This is a genomic window from Streptomyces aquilus (genome assembly GCF_003955715.1).
Lineage (GTDB): Bacteria > Actinomycetota > Actinomycetes > Streptomycetales > Streptomycetaceae > Streptomyces > Streptomyces aquilus.
Genome location: NZ_CP034463.1, coordinates 1859500 through 1877556, shown reverse-complemented (window position 1 = coordinate 1877556; position 18057 = coordinate 1859500). Strand labels below are relative to the sequence as shown.

21 protein-coding genes are annotated in these 18057 nt (G+C 70.8%); 11 read left to right on the top strand and 10 right to left on the bottom strand.

Annotated elements, in window-relative coordinates:
• The first annotated feature begins 86 nt into the window (after positions 1 to 86).
• Entirely contained in the window at positions 87 to 1220 is a 1134-nt protein-coding gene (locus EJC51_RS08660) for an 8-amino-7-oxononanoate synthase (protein WP_126270525.1), read from the top strand.
• A gap of 41 nt (positions 1221 to 1261) precedes the next feature.
• Here EJC51_RS08660 and EJC51_RS08655 read toward each other — a convergent pair whose 3' ends face one another.
• Together EJC51_RS08655 and EJC51_RS08650 are read right to left on the bottom strand one after the other, a co-directional pair.
• Positions 1262 to 1483 carry a DUF397 domain-containing protein gene (locus EJC51_RS08655; RefSeq protein WP_126270524.1) on the bottom strand — a complete coding sequence of 74 codons (222 nt, stop codon included), beginning with the start codon at positions 1481 to 1483 and terminating at the stop codon, positions 1262 to 1264.
• Positions 1484 to 1492: 9 nt separating this feature from the next.
• Positions 1493 to 2362, bottom strand: coding sequence for a helix-turn-helix domain-containing protein (locus EJC51_RS08650; protein WP_126270523.1), 870 nt, complete (start codon positions 2360 to 2362; stop codon positions 1493 to 1495).
• Positions 2363 to 2574: 212 nt separating this feature from the next.
• Between EJC51_RS08650 and EJC51_RS08645 the strand changes: the two genes are divergently transcribed.
• Complete coding sequence (locus EJC51_RS08645) at positions 2575 to 3033, top strand: ATP-binding protein (protein WP_059198325.1); 459 nt, start codon at positions 2575 to 2577, stop codon at positions 3031 to 3033.
• 77 nt (positions 3034 to 3110) lie between these two features.
• Here the strand turns inward: EJC51_RS08645 and EJC51_RS08640 are convergent, their stop codons facing one another.
• From EJC51_RS08640 to EJC51_RS08630, 3 genes are all read right to left on the bottom strand, one after another.
• Positions 3111 to 3584 carry a C40 family peptidase gene (locus EJC51_RS08640; protein WP_126270522.1) on the bottom strand — a complete coding sequence of 158 codons (474 nt, stop codon included), beginning with the start codon at positions 3582 to 3584 and terminating at the stop codon, positions 3111 to 3113.
• A 552-nt stretch (positions 3585 to 4136) separates the two neighbouring features.
• On the bottom strand, positions 4137 to 4445 hold the full coding sequence (locus tag EJC51_RS08635) for a hypothetical protein (protein ID WP_126270521.1): 309 nt from the start codon (positions 4443 to 4445) through the stop codon (positions 4137 to 4139).
• Positions 4446 to 4452: 7 nt separating this feature from the next.
• Positions 4453 to 5088, bottom strand: coding sequence for an ATP-dependent Clp protease proteolytic subunit (locus EJC51_RS08630; protein ID WP_126270520.1), 636 nt, complete (start codon positions 5086 to 5088; stop codon positions 4453 to 4455).
• A gap of 63 nt (positions 5089 to 5151) precedes the next feature.
• Here EJC51_RS08630 and EJC51_RS08625 point away from each other — a divergent pair, with 63 nt between their 5' ends.
• Positions 5152 to 5439, top strand: coding sequence for a type II toxin-antitoxin system Phd/YefM family antitoxin (locus EJC51_RS08625; protein WP_097261012.1), 288 nt, complete (start codon positions 5152 to 5154; stop codon positions 5437 to 5439).
• A 72-nt stretch (positions 5440 to 5511) separates the two neighbouring features.
• On the opposite strand, the gene EJC51_RS08620 is transcribed toward EJC51_RS08625, so the two are convergent.
• Positions 5512 to 6525, bottom strand: a complete 1014-nt coding sequence (locus EJC51_RS08620; RefSeq protein ID WP_126270519.1) for an ABC transporter permease — start codon at positions 6523 to 6525, stop codon at positions 5512 to 5514.
• 136 nt (positions 6526 to 6661) lie between these two features.
• Here EJC51_RS08620 and EJC51_RS08615 point away from each other — a divergent pair, with 136 nt between their 5' ends.
• From EJC51_RS08615 to EJC51_RS08580, 8 genes are all read left to right on the top strand, one after another.
• Complete coding sequence (locus EJC51_RS08615; protein WP_126270518.1) at positions 6662 to 7324, top strand: TetR/AcrR family transcriptional regulator; 663 nt, start codon at positions 6662 to 6664, stop codon at positions 7322 to 7324.
• Between the two features lie 111 nt (positions 7325 to 7435).
• A complete protein-coding gene (locus tag EJC51_RS08610) occupies positions 7436 to 7738 on the top strand; it encodes an urease subunit gamma (protein WP_010355509.1) in 303 nt (100 codons plus the stop codon).
• Positions 7739 to 7749: 11 nt separating this feature from the next.
• Entirely contained in the window at positions 7750 to 8061 is a 312-nt protein-coding gene (locus EJC51_RS08605) for an urease subunit beta (RefSeq protein WP_059198332.1), read from the top strand.
• The gene (locus EJC51_RS08600; protein WP_097261008.1) at positions 8054 to 9775 is read left to right on the top strand and encodes an urease subunit alpha; all 1722 of its coding nucleotides are present in this window, start codon (positions 8054 to 8056) and stop codon (positions 9773 to 9775) included. Before EJC51_RS08605 ends, EJC51_RS08600 begins: the two co-directional genes overlap by 8 nt.
• A 15-nt stretch (positions 9776 to 9790) precedes the next feature.
• Positions 9791 to 10465, top strand: a complete 675-nt coding sequence (locus EJC51_RS08595) for an urease accessory protein UreF (protein WP_126270517.1) — start codon at positions 9791 to 9793, stop codon at positions 10463 to 10465.
• A 27-nt stretch (positions 10466 to 10492) separates the two neighbouring features.
• On the top strand, positions 10493 to 11170 hold the full coding sequence (gene ureG / locus EJC51_RS08590; RefSeq protein ID WP_126270516.1) for an urease accessory protein UreG: 678 nt from the start codon (positions 10493 to 10495) through the stop codon (positions 11168 to 11170).
• Entirely contained in the window at positions 11167 to 11922 is a 756-nt protein-coding gene (locus EJC51_RS08585; protein WP_126270515.1) for an urease accessory protein UreD, read from the top strand. The genes ureG and EJC51_RS08585 overlap by 4 nt, the downstream gene beginning before the upstream one ends.
• Before the next feature lie 158 nt (positions 11923 to 12080).
• A complete protein-coding gene (locus EJC51_RS08580) occupies positions 12081 to 13682 on the top strand; it encodes an alpha/beta hydrolase (RefSeq protein WP_126270514.1) in 1602 nt (533 codons plus the stop codon).
• Between the two features lie 44 nt (positions 13683 to 13726).
• On the opposite strand, the gene EJC51_RS08575 is transcribed toward EJC51_RS08580, so the two are convergent.
• From EJC51_RS08575 to ddaH, 4 genes are all read right to left on the bottom strand, one after another.
• On the bottom strand, positions 13727 to 14743 hold the full coding sequence (locus tag EJC51_RS08575) for an NAD-dependent epimerase/dehydratase family protein (RefSeq protein WP_165951415.1): 1017 nt from the start codon (positions 14741 to 14743) through the stop codon (positions 13727 to 13729).
• A 124-nt stretch (positions 14744 to 14867) separates the two neighbouring features.
• Positions 14868 to 15593, bottom strand: a complete 726-nt coding sequence (locus EJC51_RS08570) for a lysophospholipid acyltransferase family protein (RefSeq protein WP_126270512.1) — start codon at positions 15591 to 15593, stop codon at positions 14868 to 14870.
• A gap of 273 nt (positions 15594 to 15866) precedes the next feature.
• Entirely contained in the window at positions 15867 to 17090 is a 1224-nt protein-coding gene (rocD, locus tag EJC51_RS08565; RefSeq protein WP_126270511.1) for an ornithine--oxo-acid transaminase, read from the bottom strand.
• Complete coding sequence (ddaH, locus tag EJC51_RS08560; protein WP_126270510.1) at positions 17087 to 17911, bottom strand: dimethylargininase; 825 nt, start codon at positions 17909 to 17911, stop codon at positions 17087 to 17089. Before ddaH ends, rocD begins: the two co-directional genes overlap by 4 nt.
• Between the last annotated feature and the right edge of the window lie 146 nt (positions 17912 to 18057).

Below are 18057 nucleotides of genomic sequence, written 5' to 3'. Positions count from 1 at the left end.
ATTCGCTGTGTGGGTATTGCCACACAGTGGGCGGCTGCTTGTCCCACTAGTGTCTGTTCGCTGCCTACAAAACCTCCGGAGGACCCATGGCGTTCGGCTGGATCGACCAGCAGGTGCGGGTACGCACCCGCAGGGGCCTGGTGCGGACCCTGCGCCCGCGCCCCGCCGATTCGCCGCTGCTCGATCTCGCGAGCAACGACTACCTGGGGCTGACCCGTCATCCCGAGGTGGTCGAGGGGGCCGCGCGGGCCGCCCGGACCTGGGGCGGAGGCTCCACCGGATCTCGACTCGTCACCGGCACGACCGAGCTCCACGCTCAGCTGGAACGCGAGCTGGCCGATTTCTGCGGGTTCGAGGCGGCCCTCGTCTTCTCCTCCGGCTACGCGGCCAACCTCGCCGCGGTCACCGCGCTGGCCCCGCTCCGCTCGCTGGTCGTCTCCGACGTCGGCAACCACGCCTCGCTGATCGACGGCTGCCGGCTGGCCCGGGGCACCTCACAGGTGGTGGAACACGCCGACCCGGACGCCGTGCGCAAGGCGTTGCAGACACATGAGGGACCGGGCCCGGCCGTCTTCGTGTCCGACACGGTGTTCTCCGTCGACGGCGACGCCGCCCCGCTGGCCGCGCACGCCGAGGCATGCCGGGAGTACGGCGCCGGTCTGGTGCTCGACGACGCCCACGGCCTCGGCGTGCTCGGCGACGGCGGCCGAGGCGCCCCGCACGCGGCGGGGCTCGCGGGCGCCGACGACGTCGTCGTGACGGTCACGCTGTCCAAGTCGCTCGGCAGTCAGGGCGGGGCCGTGCTCGGCCCGGCCCGGGTGATCGACCACCTGGTCAACACGGCACGGACGTTCATCTTCGACACGGGGCTGGCTCCGGCGGCGGCCGGGGCCGCCCTGTCGGCGCTGCGCCTGCTGCGCCGCGAGCCCGAGCGGGCGGCCCGGGCACGCGAGGTGGCCGCCGAACTGCACGCACGCCTGACCGCCGCGGGTCACGAGGCGGTACGACCGGACGCCGCGGTGGTCTCCGTGCGCGCGCCGTCCCCGGAGGGGGCCGTGCAATGGGCGGCCGACTGCCGTGCCGCAGGCCTGTCCGTGGGCTGTTTCCGTCCTCCTTCCGTGCCCGACGGCATCTCACGGCTGCGGCTGACCGCCCGCGCGGACCTCTCCGAGGCGCAGATCGAACGCGCTGTACGGGTGATCGGTGAGACACGACCATGAGTCGGCGTGACACGGCCGGGTCCGTTCGGGATCGGAACTGATCAGAACGCGGCCGTGAACTCCGCCCAGCTCCCGGGGGAGAAGAGCAGCGCGGGTCCGGACGGGTCCTTGGAGTCGCGTACGGCGACGAGTCCGGCCCGCGGGCCGGACGCTGGCCGAGCGGTCTCGACACAGTTGTTCGCTCCCGTGCTGTAACTGCTGCGCAGCCAGCGCACGTCGAGCAGATCGGTACTGGTAGGAACGTTCCGAGGCAGTGCAGACATGGTGCCTCCTTACGCGCCGTCACCTATCGCGGCGATGTAATCCAACGAGTCCTCGGGCGAAAGGGCGTGGATCTTGAGGGTGTTGAAGGCCTCGGTGTAGGCCCGGAGGTCTTCTTTCCGCTCGAGGTAGAGGCTACTCGTCAAGTGGTCGAGAACAACCACGTCCAGATCAGAAGTGCGCGAAAATGAGAAGATTACGAAAGGGCCGGTGATGCCGATGTGTGCTCCCGCCGCGAACGGCAGCACCTGAAGTCTGACTTGGGGGAGCCGGGCCGCCTCGACGAGCCGCCGCAACTGCCGGGCCATCACCTCGGGTCCGCCGATCTCCCGGCGCAGCACCCCCTCGTCCAGCACCGCGGCGAGTTCCAGCGGCGGGTCGGCCCGCAGCACGTCCTGCCGGGCCAGCCGCACCTCGACCAGCGCGTCGAGCCTGTCGTCGGTCTCGCCGTCGAGGCCACCGACCGCGGCCCGGGTGACCGCACGGGCGTACTCGGGCGTCTGCAACAGCCCGGGGACGACGGAGATCTCCAACGTACGCATCGCGGTCGCCTGCGACTCCAGGCTGATGAAGTCCCGGTACGTCGGGGGCAGCACCCCGCGATAGGCGTGCCACCAGTGGTGGCGTCCGCCGCCCTCGTCGGACCCCGCCAACATCAGGAGCAACTCCCTGAGTTGGCTGTCCTGGACCGCGTAGACATCCAGGAGTAACCGCACATCGGCCGGTTTCACCCCGCTGGCGCCGGTCTCGATCCGGCTCACCTTGGACTGGTGCCAGCCCGCCAGCCGGGCCGCCTCACCACTGGTGAGCCCCGCACCGGTGCGCAACGCACGCAATTCGGCGCCCAGTTTCCGGCGGCGTACCGCGGGACCGTGCTGCATGGGCTACTCCTTACTCCTTCCGAGCCACCCAAATACGGTCTTCCGTCGGAGAGTTCACCGCTTCGAGCGACAGATATATGCATATCTTGGTGGATCGGCACCGTGACCGGCCTGGTAATGGCAGTCTGGCGAAGAAGCACCAGTCCGGGACCGTACTCGAACCATCCGCTCCGTGTCGGACTGCGGTCCCGTGGGAAAGGGACGACCTCGCCATGGCAGACCATCTGGAAGCATCCGTCACTCTGCCGAGCGATCCCGCCTCGGTCTCCGCGGCCCGCGCCTACGTCCTGAGCACCCTCTCGGAGTGGGGCCTGCCGGCGGACACGGAGGCGGCGGAGACGATCCGGCTCATCGTCTCCGAACTCGCCACCAACGCGGTACAGCACACCTTCGGTCAGTCACCCACCTTCACGGTGGACATCCAGCTCGACCGCGACGAGCAACTGCGCATCGGAGTCACCGACAGCCACCCCCGCTTCCCCAAACGGCTCCCGGCCGCTGTCCAGCAGGACAACGGCCGAGGCATGGTGATCATTCGCTGGCTGACCGCGGAGTGCGGCGGCAAGCTGAGAGTCCGCCCCACCCGCGAGGGCGGCAAGACGGTCTCCATCGAACTCCCGTGGACGGTACCGGCGCAGCCGGTGTCGGCGGCGGGTCAGCAGGAGCCCTGACCGACGGCGTCCTCAACGGGTCCGGAGGTCCCGCGGGGGTGGCGGCGGGTCAGGTCGCCGCCACCCCCGCGGGAAGGTCACTTGACCCGGCCGTACCAGACGCTCTTCGTCCAGATCTTCTGGAGCTTCACGACCTCCCCGCTCTTCGGGGAGTGCCAGATCTTCCCCTTCCCCGCATAGATCCCGACGTGGTACACGTTCGACCCCGAGTGGAAGAACACGAGGTCGCCGGCCTTGCGGCTGCCGGCCGAGATGTGGCGGGTCTTGTTGTACTGCTGGGCCGCCGTGCGGGGCAGTTTCTTGCCCGCCTTCTTGTACGAGTACAGCGTGAGCCCGGAGCAGTCGAACCTGTGCGGCCCCGCGGCGCCCCACTTGTAGGGGGAGCCCTTCTTGGAAGCCGCGACCTGGAGTGCCTTCGTCGCCGGTGTCGCGGCCTCGGCGTCGGAGGCGACGCCCGGGACCACGATGGAGCCGCCCACTGCGGCGATGGTGAGGGCCGAGGCGGTACCGGCTCGGGCCATCAGCGACGGGACACGATTGAGCGCAGACATGCGCAACCCTTCGTCAGCCGCCTGTGAAGGATGACCTGTCGGATTCGGGCTGGCGAAGTTGCCCGGCCGCGTACTGCGGCTTCACCCCAAGGGCTGCTCGGAACGGCCGTTGAGCGCTGTTCCGGCGACCCGTCGTGCTTGGGTCCTCCACTCCTGCCGATCCACTCCTGTCGACCGGTCATCCGGGTGGCGGCAGGACTCGGCGTCCACCCGGATCGCCCCGCCGCTGTGGCGGGGGCTTGTCGTCAGACAGGGATCTTCACGCACCGACACCCGAAAAACCCAATGGAATCGGGGATTTGTGGCGTTACTCACCACTCACCCGTTCGGGTGGACACTCCTCTGTTCGAGGGACTGTCCAGGGGGTCAAGGAGCCTCGGACCAGCGACGGAACGACTCATTCCGGCCTCGGGCTACGCGCGTTGCGCAACCCTGACGGCCCCACAGAACGACCGGCGACTACTCCAAATGGGGGTACGTCTTTTGGTCCGTTTCAAGGCCGGTCCGGACGCCTCGCGTCGTGGCCGGCGGTCCGGACCGGGTGCGTCCGCGTCAACTGCCGGAGAGCGGTGGCACCGTGACCCGCGCTGTGCGCCGCTCACCGTCCAGGACGCGCAGCGCCCGCGCCAGGGTTGCGGCATGCAGCTCCGTCTCGCCCCGCTGGTGCATCAGCGTCAGCGCGTCACGCAGCTCGGCCGCCTTGGCGACCAGCGCCTGCGCGGCCCGCAGTCCGCGGTAGGTGTCGCCGTGGTGCGCCGGGTTGATCCGGCCGAGCAGGTCGACCACGTCGAGGTAACGGTCGATCAACTCGCCCTCGGCGCGTGTCAGCGCGGGCAGCGGCGGGAGTTCGGGTGGCAGCATCGCCCGCTCACCGGGTGCCGGGAGCGGGGCGCGAGGCCTTGCGACTGGGGATGATCCGATCCACCAGGCCGTATTCCAGGGCCTCTTGAGCGGTGAGGATCTTGTCCCGCTCGATGTCCGCGGTCACTTGCTCCCGGGTGCGCCCGGTGTGCCGGACGAGCATCTCCTCCAGTCGGTCGCGGACGCGCCCCAACTCCTCGGCCCGGATGGCCAGATCGCTGGCCTGTCCCTCCACCGGCTCGGACAGCGAGGGCTGGTGGATCACCATGCGGGCACCCGGCAGCGCGAACCGCTTGCCAGGGGTGCCGGCCGCGAGCAGCACGGCCGCGGACGATCCGGCCTGCCCCAGGCAGATCGTCTCCACTTCGCACGTGACGAACTGCATCGTGTCGTAGATCGCCGACATGGCGCTGAAGGAGCCGCCGGGGGAGTTGATGTAGAGGGAGATGTCCCGGTCCGGGTCCTGGTACTCGAGGTGCATGAACTGGGCCATCACGTCGTTCGCCGAGATGTCGTCCACCGGGGTGCCGAGGAAGACGATCCGCTCCTCCAGCAGCTTCGAGTACGGGTCCATCGTCTTGCTGCCGGAGCTCGTGCGTTCGGTGAACTCGGGCAGGACATGGCGGGCGGTCGGTCGGGTCATGGGTACCCCTCCTTCGGCGTCTGTAAAAAATGTACAGGATGTACGTGACGTTATGATGGGGGTATGGCCTACGAGATTCCGGTGACGCAAGCCAGGGCTGAGCTCGCCGACCTGATCAACCGAGTGGTGTACGGCGGTGAGCGGGTCGTCGTCACGCGGCACGGCAAGCCGCTCGTCGCCCTGGTCTCCGCCGCCGATCTCGAACGGCTGGAGGAACTCCAGGAGCTTCCGGAGCCCGCCGAGGAGCAGGTGATCAGCGCGGTCTCGACCGTGCGCGAGCTGTCCTCGCCCCCCCGCGAGCCGCAGCGGTTCGGCATCGCGGCCCACCATCGGGGCACGGGCGCCTCCTAGCCGGACACGAAAAAGACCGCACACCCCCGTCCGCTACAGCGGAGGTGCGCGGTCCGTCCCAGAGTGCCCGGGTCAGCCGGCGGGCACCAGCTCCCGTTCGGCCGCGGACGGGGCGCTCTTCTTGCGCCCCTTGAGCGCGTTCCCCAGCAGGACGGCACCCAGACCGAGCGCGGCCCACCAGGTCAGGGTGAGGACGGGGCCGGTCGCCGCGGCGCCGTCGAAGTACGCCACCGACCTCAGCAGGGTCGCGCTCGCGCCCGGCGGCAGCCACTGGCCGATCGCGCCGGCCGGCTCGGGCAGCAGCTGCGGCGCCGAGGGGGCCGCCGAGAAGGGGTTGCCGAAGAGCATGATCACGCCGGACGCGATCCCGATCCCGGCGGTGCCCAGAAGTGCGGCGAGACCGGCGACGGCACTGCTCACCGCGAGCGTCGCGAGCCCGAACACCCCCGCCTCCGCCCACCAGTTGCCGGTGACGACACCGAGCCAGCTGTCCGTGATCCCGGCGGCGGCCATGCCCGCCAGGGCCGAGGCGCCGACCAGGGCTACCGCGGCACGCGTCCCGCGCAGTCCGACCGACGTCACCGCCGCCCCCGCGGCGATCCCGGCCAGGGCCAGCGGCAGCACGCTGGCGTTCAGGGCCGCGCCGCGCGGGTCCTTCGCGGGCGCCGCCACGACGTCGACCGTCCTGACCTGGGTGCCGTTGGCCGCCGCCGGCTGGGCCACGGCCTGCTGGAGCAACTGCGCCACCACCGGGCTCGCGGCCGACGCGGTCAGCAGCTCGGGACCCTGGGCGGTGACGACGACCGCCCCGTACACGGTCCGGTTCTCGATGGCGTCCCGGGCGGCGGCCTCGTCCGCGTAGTGGTGGATCTCGAACGCGCCCTTGTGTCGCGCCAGTTGCTGCTCGACCTGGGCGGTCGCGGCGGCCGGACCGGCGACGCCGAGCGGCAGGTCGCGGGGCGCGGTGCGGGCGGCGGGCCAGGCGAAGGCCCACAGGGCGAGCGCCGCGAGGAGCGGGACGAGGACGGCGACCGCCAGGAGGCGGCGGGGGGCGCCGGCGGGTGTCGTAGCGGAAGCGGTGGACATGAGGTGGCCTTCCTGGCTCGGGCTGGCTCGGAGGGGTTCGATTTAAAGAGAATGATCGTTCGTTTTTCTTTCTCTCCCACCGTCGTGCCGGGAGCGCGTCTTGTCAAGAAGGAACGTTCGTTTTACATTGAGGACCATGGCCCGCGTATCCCAGGAACACCTCGACGCCCGCCGCCGGCAGATCCTCGACGGTGCCGCGGTCTGCTTCGCCCGCAACGGCTTCCATGCCACCTCCATGCAGGACGTGCTGAAGGAGGTCGACCTGTCGGCCGGGGCCGTGTACCGCTACTTCACCGGCAAGGAGGCCCTCATCGCGGCCATCGTCGAGGAGGTGCTCGGCCAGGTCCGCGCCGGTTTCGAGGAGGCGGCCCTCAGCAGCCCGCCCCCGCCGCCGGACGTCCTGGTCGCGACGGTGCTCGGCCGGATCCTCGCCACCAAGGAGTTCCTGACCGTGGACGGGCGTCCGGCCTTCCCGCGGCTCGTCGTCCAGGTATGGACGGAGACGCTTCGCAACGAGGAACTCGCGGCCGTTCTGCGGGACGGCTACGGCGCGGTGCAGCAGACCTGGGGACGGATCGTCCAGGCCTACCAGGACACCGGGATGATGCGGTCGGACGTCCCCGCGGACCACGTGGCCCGCACCATGATGGCCGCGGCCATGGGCTTCCTCGCCCAGCAGGCCCTGTTCGGGCCGGTGTCGAGCGAGATCCTCCAGGACGGGCTGCGGGCACTGATGAGCGTGCGGGACCTCCCGGACGCTGAGCACCGCGTCACGACCGGTGGATCACAGCTCGGTTAACTTGCTTGAAACCCGGTCCAACTAGCCTTCCGGCACGCCACCAGGGATTTTGCCCGGCGGCTGCGGCAACCGGACCCCGCACGGTCCGGAGCGAGGACTGTGAGGTGGGACGTGCAACTGACCCCGCACGAGCAAGAGAGGCTGCTGATCCATGTGGCGGCCGACGTCGCCGAGAAGCGCCGGGCCCGCGGACTCAAGCTCAACCACCCGGAGGCCGTCGCCCTCATCACCTCGCACATTCTCGAGGGAGCGCGTGACGGCCGTACCGTCGCGGAACTGATGGCCTCCGGGCGCAAGCTGCTCACCCGGGACGACGTCATGGAGGGCATCCCCGAGATGATCCACGACGTCCAGGTCGAGGCCACCTTCCCGGACGGCACCAAGCTCGTCACCGTCCACGACCCGATCGTCTGACGGGGGCTGCCGTGATTCCCGGAGAGATCCTCTTCGCCGAGGACCCGATCGTCTACAACGAGGGCCGTGAGGTCACCCGCCTGACCGTCCTCAACGCCGCCGACCGGCCCGTCCAGGTCGGCTCCCACTACCACTTCGCCGAGGCCAATCCCGGCCTGGAGTTCGACCGCGCCGCCGCGCGCGGCAAGCGGCTGAACGTCGCCGCCGGCACCGCCGTGCGCTTCGAGCCCGGAATCCCCGTCGACGTCGAACTCGTCCCGCTGGCCGGCGCCCGGATCGTGCCCGGACTGCGCGGGGAGACCGGAGGTGCCCTCGATGCCTGAGATCTCGCGTGCCGCGTACGCCGACCTGTTCGGTCCGACGACCGGCGACCGCATCCGGCTCGCCGACACCGATCTGATCGTCGAGATCGAGGAGGATCGTTCCGGCGGGCCCGGGCTCGCCGGTGACGAGGCCGTCTTCGGCGGTGGCAAGGTGATCCGCGAGTCCATGGGCCAGGCGCGCGCTACGCGCGCAGACGGCACCCCGGACACCGTCATCACCGGTGCCGTGATCATCGACCACTGGGGGATCGTCAAGGCCGACGTCGGCATCCGCGACGGCCGGATCACCGCCATCGGCAAGGCCGGCAACCCCGACACCATGGACGGCGTCCACCCGGACCTGGTGCTCGGCCCCGAGACCGAGGTCATCGCGGGCAACGGGCGCATCCTGACGGCCGGCGCGGTCGACGCGCACGTCCACTTCATCTGCCCGCAGATCGCCGACGAGGCGCTGTCCGCCGGTGTGACGACCCTGGTGGGTGGCGGTACCGGTCCGGCCGAGGGCTCGAAGGCCACGACCGTGACGCCCGGCCCGTGGCACCTCGCCCGGATGCTGGAGGCGATGGAGCAGTACCCGCTCAACATCGGCTTCCTCGGCAAGGGCAACACCGTCTCGCACGAGGCGATGCTGTCCCAGATCCGGGGCGGGGCGCTCGGGTTGAAGCTCCACGAGGACTGGGGTTCGACGCCCGCTGTCATCGACGCCTCGCTGACGGTGGCGGACCAGACCGGCATCCAGGTCGCCATCCACACCGACACCCTGAACGAGGCCGGCTTCGTCGGCGACACGCTCGCGGCGATCGCCGGACGCGGCATCCACGCGTACCACACCGAGGGTGCGGGCGGCGGGCACGCGCCGGACATCATGACCGTCGTCTCCGAGCCGCACGTGCTGCCCAGCTCGACCAACCCGACCCGGCCGTTCACCGTCAACACCGCCGAGGAACACCTCGACATGCTGATGGTGTGCCACCACCTCAACCCGGCGGTGCCGGAGGACCTGGCCTTCGCCGAGTCCCGGATCCGGCCGACGACCATCGGCGCGGAGGACATCCTCCACGACCTCGGCGCCATCTCGATCATCTCGTCCGACGCCCAGGCCATGGGCCGGGTCGGCGAGGTCATCATGCGGACCTGGCAGACCGCGCACGTGATGAAGCGGAAGCGGGGCGCGCTGCCGGGGGACGGCCGCGCGGACAACCAGCGGGTGCGGCGGTACATCGCCAAGTACACGATCAACCCGGCCGTCGCCCAGGGCCTCGCCCGGGAGATCGGCTCGGTGGAGACCGGCAAGCTCGCCGACCTCGTGCTGTGGGAGCCGGCGTTCTTCGGCGTCAAGCCGCATCTCGTCGTCAAGGGCGGGCAGATCGCCTATGCGCAGATGGGCGACGCCAACGCGTCGATCCCGACCCCGCAGCCGATCCTGCCGCGCCCCATGTACGGGGCGATCGGGCGGGCGCCCGCGACCAACTCGTTCAACTTCGTCGCGCCGCTGGCGATCGAGGACGGGCTGCCGGAGCGACTGCAACTCGGCAAGCGCTTCGTCGCGATCGAGTCGACCCGTGGGGTGACCAAGGCGGACATGCGGGAGAACGACGCGCGTCCCTCGGTGCGGGTCGATCCCGACAGCTTCGCCGTACACATCGACGGGGAGCTGGTGGAGGCGACTCCGGCGGCGGAACTGCCCCTGGCCCAGCGTTACTTCCTGTTCTGATGGGGCGGGATCGCGATGTCTAGGGCCGCACTGCTCGTCCTGGCCGACGGCCGCTTTCCCGCCGGGGGGCACGCGCACTCCGGCGGGGCCGAGGCGGCCGTCAAGGCCGGGCGGATCAACGGGGCTTCGAGCCTGGAGGAGTTCTGCCGGGGGCGGTTGCACACGGCGGGACTGGTGTCGGCGTCCCTGGCCGCCGCGGCCGTACTCGGGGTGGATCCGGTCGGGTTGGACGCGGCGGCGAACGCCCGTACCCCGTCCCCCGCGTTGCGGACCGCCGCGCGCAAGCTCGGGCGGCAGCTGATGCGGGCCGCGCGGGCCACCTGGCCCTCGGCCGAACTCGACGCGCTGGCAGGCGAGTTCCCCAAGGGCGCGCATCAGCCGGTGGTGCTGGGGGTCGCGGCCCGGGCCGCCGGACTGGACGCCGTCGACGCGGCCTACTGCGCAGCGTACGAGAGCGTGAGCGGGCCGGCGTCGGCGACCGTACGGTTGCTCAGCCTCGACCCCTTCGACGCCACGGGGGTGCTGGCCCGGCTGGCGCCGGAGCTGGACCGGGTGGCGGACCGGGCGGTGGAAGCGGCGCGCGAGGTCGCCGAGGTGGGCGCCGACGCCCTTCCCGCCGCCTCCGCGCCCTTGTTGGAGATTTCCGCGGAGCTGCACGCCGCATGGGCCGTGCGGCTGTTCGCGTCGTAGTTCGTCGCAGTTCAAGGAGCCGTAATCATGCATCTCGACCACTCCCACGACGGCCCCGCCGCTGTCAGCGCGGACGCGCACCGCCCCGACGGCGCCCGCCGCGCCCTGCGGATCGGCCTCGGCGGCCCCGTCGGTTCCGGCAAGACCGCCACGGTCGCCGCGCTGTGCCGCGCCCTGCGCGACGAGCTGTCCCTCGCCGTCGTCACCAATGACATCTACACCCGCGAGGACGCCGAGTTCCTGCTCCGGGAGGCCGTGCTGCCGCCCGAGCGGATCACCGCCGTGGAGACGGGCGCCTGCCCGCACACCGCGATCCGGGACGACATCTCCGCCAACCTCGAAGCCGTCGAGGACCTGGAGGACGAGGTCGGGCCGCTGGACCTCGTGCTCGTCGAGAGCGGGGGCGACAACCTCACCGCCACCTTCTCCAAGGGGCTCGTCGACGCGCAGATCTTCGTGATCGACGTGGCGGGCGGGGACGACATCCCGCGCAAGGGCGGTCCCGGCGTCACCACCGCCGACCTGCTCGTCGTCAACAAGACCGACCTCGCCCCGTACGTCGGCTCGGACCTCGCGCGGATGGCGGCCGACGCCAAGGCGCAGCGCGCCGAACTGCCGGTCGTCTTCCAGTCGTTGCGGACCGAGGCCGGAGTCACGGACGTCGCCGCGTGGGTGCGGGCGCAGCTCGCCGCGTGGACGGCATGAGCGGCGGCGTACAGGCGACCGCGCGGATTCTCGCCCGCGACGACGGGCGCGGCGGCACCTCGCTCCCCGTGCTGGAGGGCGACGGGCCGCTGGCGCTGCGCCGGACGCGGGGGAGCGGCACCGAGGCGCGGGTCATGCTCGTCGGCGCGATGAGCGGGCCGCTCGGCGGCGACCACTTCACCGTCGCGGCGACGGTGGAGGAGGGCGCCCGGCTGCACCTCGGGTCGGCCGCCGCCACCATCGCCCTGCCCGGGCAGGCCAAGGGCGAGGCACGCTACGACGTCCGCCTCACCGTCGCCGACGGCGGTGAACTGCACTGGCTGCCCGCGCAGTTGATCTCCGCGAACGGCAGTGAACTGTACGTCTCGACACACCTCGACGTCGGTGCGTACGGTCGGCTCGTGCTGCGCGAGGAGCAGGTGCTCGGGCGGGTCGGCGAGGAGCCGGGGCGGCTGAGCAGCCGGCTGGTGCTGCGGGTCGGCGGGCGGACCGTGCTGGACCAGGAACTCGCCTGCGGGCCCGGGGCGCCCGGCGGCTGGGACGGCCCGGCCGTGCTGGCGGGGCATCGAGCGGTCGGGCAACTCGTCGTCGTACGACCCGAGTTCACCGCGCATCCGGTGGCTGCCCGGGTGCTGGGGGACGGTGCCGTGGTCATGCCGCTGGCCGGACCCGCCGCCCTGGTCAGTGCCGTGGCGCCCGACGCGCTGCGGCTGCGGAGACTGCTGGACGAGGCCCTGACGTCGCTCGGGTGACGAAGGCCGGGTTCCGTAGGCCGGGCGCCGAAGATCGGGTAGCGAACGCGCCTCTCCGTTTATCGGATTGGTAAAGAAAAGCCCACGGACCCTGTTCTCAGGGAACCCACAGCCGACAGGATCTCCGTACTCATCAAAGACGTACGGGGAGGTCGCACTTGAAGCGCCACAGACCGACAAGGCGGGCCACGGCTTTCGGCTCGGCCGGAGTGCTCGTCACGGCGACCCTGATAGCCGGGGCCGTGGCGGCGCCCACCGCCAACGCGAACGCGGGCGCACGGCACGGCCAGGACCGTGAGGCCCGCGGCGCCGCCATCGCCGCCGCCCGGGCCGAGAAGGCCGGCATCGACTGGCAGGACTGCCCCGCCGACTGGGGGCTGGAGAAGCCCATCCAGTGCGGCTGGGTCACCGTGCCGCTCGACTACGCCAAGCCCAACGGCAAGCAGATCAAGCTCGCCGTCGACCGCATCGGCAACACCGGGACCCCCGCCGAGCGCCAGGGCGCGCTCGTCTACAACCCCGGCGGACCGGGCGCCTCGGGCCTGCGCTTCCCGCGCCGGGTCACCACCAAGGCGCCGGTGTGGGTCAACACGTCCAAGGCGTACGACTTCGTGGGCTTCGACCCGCGCGGTGTCGGCCACTCGGCGCCCATCTCCTGCATCGACCCGCAGGAGTTCGTCAAGGCGCCCAAGATGGACCCGGTGCCCGACTCCGAGGCCGACAAGCTCGCCCAGCGCAAGCTGGCCCGCGAGTACGCCGAGGGCTGCTACAAGCGCAGCGGCGAGATGCTGCCGCACATGACCACGCCGAACAGCGCACGTGACCTGGACGTCATCCGCGCCGCGCTCGGCGAGAAGAAGCTCAACTTCCTCGGCGTCTCCTACGGCACCTACTTCGGCGCCGTCTACGGCACGCTGTTCCCGGGCCACGTCCGTCGCATGGTCGTCGACAGCGTCGTCAACCCGTCGCGCGAGAAGATCTGGTACGAGGCCAACCTCGACCAGGACGTCGCCTTCGAGAAGCGCTGGAACGACTGGCAGGACTGGGTTGCCGCCAACGACGCCGCCTTCCACCTCGGCACCACCCGTGCCGAAGTCCAGGCGAAGTGGCTGGAGTTGAGGGCCACGGCGAAGAAGAGCCCGATCGGTGGCGTGGTCGGCCCGGCCGAGCTGATCGGCTTCTTCCAGAGTGCCCCGTACTACGACTCCGCGTGGGTCTCCACCGCCACGGTGCTCAGCAAGTACTTCGCCGGTGACACCCAGGCGGTCGTCGACGCGGCCGCGCCCGACCTCACCGACACCGCGGGCAACATCTCCTCGGAGAACGGCAACGCCGTCTACACGGCCGTCGAGTGCACCGACGCCAAGTGGCCCACGAGCTGGAAGAAGTGGGACCGGGACAACACCCGCCTGCACAAGGACTACCCGTTCCTCACCTGGGCCAACGCCTGGATGAACCTGCCCTGCGCCACCTGGCCGGTCAAGCAGCAGACGCCGGTGGACGTGAAGACCGGCAAGGGCCTGCCCGGTGTGCTGATCGTGCAGTCCGAGCGGGACGCGGCGACGCCGTACGGCGGTGCGGTCGAGCTGCACAAGCGGTTCAAGGGCTCCCGTCTGATCACCGAGAAGGACGCGGGCTCCCACGGTGTGACCAGCCTGGTCAACCCGTGCATCAACACGCGGGTGGACGCCTACCTGCTCAGCGGCACGCTGGACGCCGCCGACGTGACGTGCGGACCGCACGCCACGCCGAAGCCGTAAGGGTGTGACAGGCAGGGGCGGCCCGGAGACGGGCCGCCCCTTTCTCATGCCCTGAACCAGGCGTCCTCCGCCGCGTAGTCGAAGAGGTCCCCGTACGCCTGGAGCATCTTCGGGTACGCCTCCCGCCAGTCCCGCCCGGCCAGTCGAGCCTCGATCGAGGCGACGGTCTCGGCCAGCCGGTCGGCGTACCGCACCACTGCCCGGTACCCCAACTCCCGCTCGGCGGCGGACATGTCGCACACCACCGGCACGGGCACGGACCACGGGGTGTCCCCGACGGTGGGCACGGGCGGCGGCCCGTCGACGAGGACATCCTCCCGCTCCTCCACCCCCATCACCGCATCGACGGCCCGCGCGATCTCCGCCACCGTCGGCGCGTCCGGATCGACCGCGTTGAGGACACGGCTGCCCGGGCGGGCGGCGGCCAGCCGGATCAACTCCGCGATGTTGTGGACGCTCGCCGGGTGGAACCGGCTCTCCCCGCCGTAGGCGAGGACCCGCCGGGTCCGTCCGTCGAGGTTGCGCTTGACGAAGTACAGCTCGCGCGGCGACCGGCAGTACGGCCCGTGGATGGCACCGGCCCGCAACAGGGTCGTGGGCAACTGCTCACCGGCGGCGAGCAGTTCACGTTCGAGGACGACCTTGCGCGTGCTGTACGAGGTGTCACCGGCCCGGACCGTGCGCTGCTGCTCGGTGATCGGCACGGGGTACTCGGGGAAGCCGTCCGGTTCCTCCTGCGTGTCGAAGTTCCGCCCCTTGTCGTCCTCGTACACCGACACACTGGAGATGACGACGGCGGACCCGATCCGGTCGGCGAGCGAGACCAACTGCCGAGCGTGGCCGCCTCCGTAGGCGACGACGTCGACGACGACTTCGCATCCGTCACCGACGACCTCGGCGAGCACGGCGTCGTCCTCCCGGTCGCCCGGCACGGCCCGGACCTCCCCGGGCCACCCGTCGTCGCGCCCACCACCCCGCGAGAGGGCGGTGACGTCCCACCCGTCGCGGGCGAGCACACCCACCGCCGCCCGCCCGATCTGTCCGGCGGCCCCGATCACCACAGCACGTCGTGTCATACGGCGACGCTACGACGACCGGGCCGACCCGCGCGGGGATCTCTGCCCACAGCAGAGCCCACGGCAGAGCCCACAGCAGAGCCCACGGCAGAGCTCACCCCGGGCGGCCTCACCCGAGCGGCATCCGCGGGAACCGCCGCTCCTTCTCCGCCTTGGCCTCGGCCTCCTGCGCCTTGACGACGGCCGCGTACTCGTCGACGTACTCCTGGCCGGAGAGGCTGAGGATGGCGTAGATGATCTCGTCGGTGATGGCGCGCAGGATCGCCTTCTCGTTCTCCATGCCGGCGTAGCGGGAGAAGTCGAGGGGCTTGCCGAAGCGGATGACCACGGGGTGGATGTTGGGGATGACCTTGCCGGGCGGCTGCGCCTCGAAGGTGCCGATCATCGCGCAGGGGATGACGGGCACCCCGGCCTTGAGCGCCATGACCGCGACGCCGACCTTGCCCTTGTACAGCCGCCCGTCGTGCGACCGGGTGCCCTCCGGGTAGATCCCCAGCAGCTCGTCCTTGGCGAGCACGCCGAGCCCTTCGCGGATGGCCGCCTGCCCCGCCTCCTTGCCGGTGCGGTCGACCGGGATCTGCCCGGCGCTGCGGAAGAAGAACGCCGTGAGCCGGCCCCTCACGCCGGGCCCGGTGAAGTACTCCTTCTTCGCGAGGAACGTGATGCGCCGCTTGAGGATCGCCGGCATCAGGAAGTGGTCCGAGAAGGACAGATGGTTGCCCGCGATGATGGCGGCGCCGCTGGCCGGCACATGCTCAAGACCCTCGATCCGAGGCCGGAAGACCAGTCTCAACAGGGGACCCAGCAACACGTACTTGAGCAGGTAATAGAACAAGGGGACGCTCCTCACTCCGGCATATCGGCTCAACCGCCGCGTTCCAGCAGGTCAACCGGCGTGTCGTGGGGGTGCCAGTGTAGGTGCATGCGGGAGCGCGGGGAACGGGGCGCGGGTGGGGATGACCGCGGGGGACCCAGCCTGGTGCGGGTGAGGTTCGGCGGCAACGTGATCGAGTGCACGATGACGGAAACACGTGCATGAGTGGCGGACGCGGGGGTCTTGTGCGGGACGAGGTGCGGCTCTCCGTCACCGGAGAGCCGCACCTTCAGCTCAGTCCCGCGTCAGCACCTTCTCCAACGCCCCCAGCGCACCGGTGAGTTCGTCCGCCGTGATGGTCAGCGGCGGTGCCAGTCGGATCGTCGAGCCGTGAGTGTCCTTCACCAACACCCCTTCCCGCAGCAGCCGTTCGCCGATCTCGCGGCCGGTGCCGAAGGCCGGGTCGATGTCGACGCCCGCCCACAGGCCCCGCGCGCGGAAGCCGAGGACGCCCTTGCCGACCAGTTCGGTCAGGCCGTCGCGCAGGACCACGCCCAACTCGGTGGCCCGGTGCTGGAATTCGCCCGTCTCCAGGAGTTCCACCACCGCCGTGCCGACCGCCGCCGCGAGCGGGTTGCCGCCGAACGTCGAGCCGTGCTCGCCGGGGCGCAGCACGCTCAGGACGTCACGCCGGGCCACCACCGCCGACACCGGCACGATGCCGCCGCCCAGCGCCTTGCCCAGGAGCAGGACGTCCGGCACGACCGACTCGTGGTCCACGGCGAGGGTGCGGCCCGTGCGGCCGAGGCCCGACTGGATCTCGTCGGCGATGAAGAGGCAGCCCTTGCGGCGGGTCAGCTCGCGGACGCCGGTCAGATAGCCGTCGTCGGGGATCATCACGCCGGCCTCGCCCTGGATCGGCTCCAGCAGCACCGCGGCCGTCGTCTCGTCGACCGCCGCTTCCAGGGCCGCGAGGTCGTTGTAGGGCACGATCCGGAAGCCCGGCGTGAAGGGGCCGAAGCCCGCCCTCGCCGTCTCGTCCGTGGAGAACGACACGATCGTCGTCGTACGGCCGTGGAAGTTCTCCGCCGCGACGACGATCGTCGCCCGGTCGGCCGGGACGCCCTTCACGTCGTACGCCCATTTGCGGGCCACCTTGATGCCGGACTCGACCGCCTCGGCGCCCGTGTTCATCGGCAGCACCATGTCCAGGCCGGTCAACTCGGCCAGCCGCTCGGCGAATTCGGCCAGCTTGTCGTTGTGGAAGGCGCGGGAGGTGAGGGTGAGGCGGTCCAGCTGGCGGTGGGCGGCCTCGATCAGGGCCGGATGGCGGTGGCCGAAGTTGAGGGCCGAGTACCCCGCCAGCATGTCCAGGTAGCGGCGGCCCTCGACGTCCTCGACCCAGGTGCCCTCGGCGCGGGCGACGACCACCGGAAGCGGGTGGTAGTTGTGCGCCAGGACCGGCTCTTCGGCGCGGATCAGGTCGGCGGAGGTGCGCGTGGTCACGGGAGCGGTCATGAACGGATCTCCTGAGTGCAGCACTTGATGCCGCCGCCTGCCTTGCGGAACTCGGACAGGTCGACGGGCACGGGGACATAGCCGCGGTCGGCGAGGGCGGCGGACAGGGACTCGGCCTGGGGCGCGATGAAGACGTTCCGGCCGTCGGACACGGAGTTCAGACCGAAGGCCAGCGCGTCGTCCAGGGTGGCCAGCACCGCGTTCGGGAACAGGCGCGCCAGCACCTCCCGGCTGCCCGGCGAGAACGCCTCCGGGTAGTAGGAGATGTTGTTGCCCTCGGCGGAGTCGTCGAGGACGAACAGCGCGGTGTCCAGGTGGTAGAAGCGCGGGTCCACCAGCGTCAGGCTGATCACCGGGTGCCCGAAGAACTCCTGCACCTCGCGGTGCGCCTCCCGGGTGGTACGGAATCCGGTGCCGGCCAGCATGTACCGGCCCGTCCAGACCAGATCGCCCTCGCCCTCGCAGACCGACTCGGGGCGGTGGACGTCGAAGCCGGCCGCCTTGAACCAGGTGTCGTAGTGCGTGGACTCGGGGCGCCGCTCGGGCGCGTGGAAGAGGGAGCCGAAGACGCGGCCGTCCACGACGACCGCCGAGTTCGCCGCGAAGACCATGTCCGGGAGACCGGGGGCCGGCTCCACGCTGTCGACGGTGTGGCCGTGGGCCCGGTAGGCGCCGATCAGCGCCTGCCACTGTTCCCGGGCCAGGTCCACGTCGACGCGGACATCGGGTTGCATCCAGGGATTGATCGCGTACTGCACGGCGAAATGTCTGGGTTCGCAGACGAGGAATCGCCGTCGGCGCGGCACACGGGAGTCGGACACAGAGGGGTTCCTCCGCTTCCTGCGGTGTCGACTGGGGTTGACACCAAGGTAGGAAGTGACGGTCACACCCGACAAGCAACGAGAATTGCGTGTCTGCGCAGGAATGCTGCGTCTTCGACCGTGAGCGCGCAGCTTCGCTGCGTGCT

What these genes read in the sequence shown, in the direction of transcription:
- EJC51_RS08660 (WP_126270525.1), top strand. Translation starts at nt 87, where the DNA reads ATGGCGTTCGGCTGGATCGACCAGCAGGTGCGGGTACGCACCCGCAGG.
- EJC51_RS08655 (WP_126270524.1), bottom strand. Translation starts at nt 1,483, where the DNA reads ATGTCTGCACTGCCTCGGAACGTTCCTACCAGTACCGATCTGCTCGAC.
- EJC51_RS08650 (WP_126270523.1), bottom strand. Translation starts at nt 2,362, where the DNA reads ATGCAGCACGGTCCCGCGGTACGCCGCCGGAAACTGGGCGCCGAATTG.
- EJC51_RS08645 (WP_059198325.1), top strand. Translation starts at nt 2,575, where the DNA reads ATGGCAGACCATCTGGAAGCATCCGTCACTCTGCCGAGCGATCCCGCC.
- EJC51_RS08640 (WP_126270522.1), bottom strand. Translation starts at nt 3,584, where the DNA reads ATGTCTGCGCTCAATCGTGTCCCGTCGCTGATGGCCCGAGCCGGTACC.
- EJC51_RS08635 (WP_126270521.1), bottom strand. Translation starts at nt 4,445, where the DNA reads ATGCTGCCACCCGAACTCCCGCCGCTGCCCGCGCTGACACGCGCCGAG.
- EJC51_RS08630 (WP_126270520.1), bottom strand. Translation starts at nt 5,088, where the DNA reads ATGACCCGACCGACCGCCCGCCATGTCCTGCCCGAGTTCACCGAACGC.
- EJC51_RS08625 (WP_097261012.1), top strand. Translation starts at nt 5,152, where the DNA reads ATGGCCTACGAGATTCCGGTGACGCAAGCCAGGGCTGAGCTCGCCGAC.
- EJC51_RS08620 (WP_126270519.1), bottom strand. Translation starts at nt 6,525, where the DNA reads ATGTCCACCGCTTCCGCTACGACACCCGCCGGCGCCCCCCGCCGCCTC.
- EJC51_RS08615 (WP_126270518.1), top strand. Translation starts at nt 6,662, where the DNA reads ATGGCCCGCGTATCCCAGGAACACCTCGACGCCCGCCGCCGGCAGATC.
- EJC51_RS08600 (WP_097261008.1), top strand. Translation starts at nt 8,054, where the DNA reads ATGCCTGAGATCTCGCGTGCCGCGTACGCCGACCTGTTCGGTCCGACG.
- EJC51_RS08595 (WP_126270517.1), top strand. Translation starts at nt 9,791, where the DNA reads ATGTCTAGGGCCGCACTGCTCGTCCTGGCCGACGGCCGCTTTCCCGCC.
- ureG (WP_126270516.1), top strand. Translation starts at nt 10,493, where the DNA reads ATGCATCTCGACCACTCCCACGACGGCCCCGCCGCTGTCAGCGCGGAC.
- EJC51_RS08585 (WP_126270515.1), top strand. Translation starts at nt 11,167, where the DNA reads ATGAGCGGCGGCGTACAGGCGACCGCGCGGATTCTCGCCCGCGACGAC.
- rocD (WP_126270511.1), bottom strand. Translation starts at nt 17,090, where the DNA reads ATGACCGCTCCCGTGACCACGCGCACCTCCGCCGACCTGATCCGCGCC.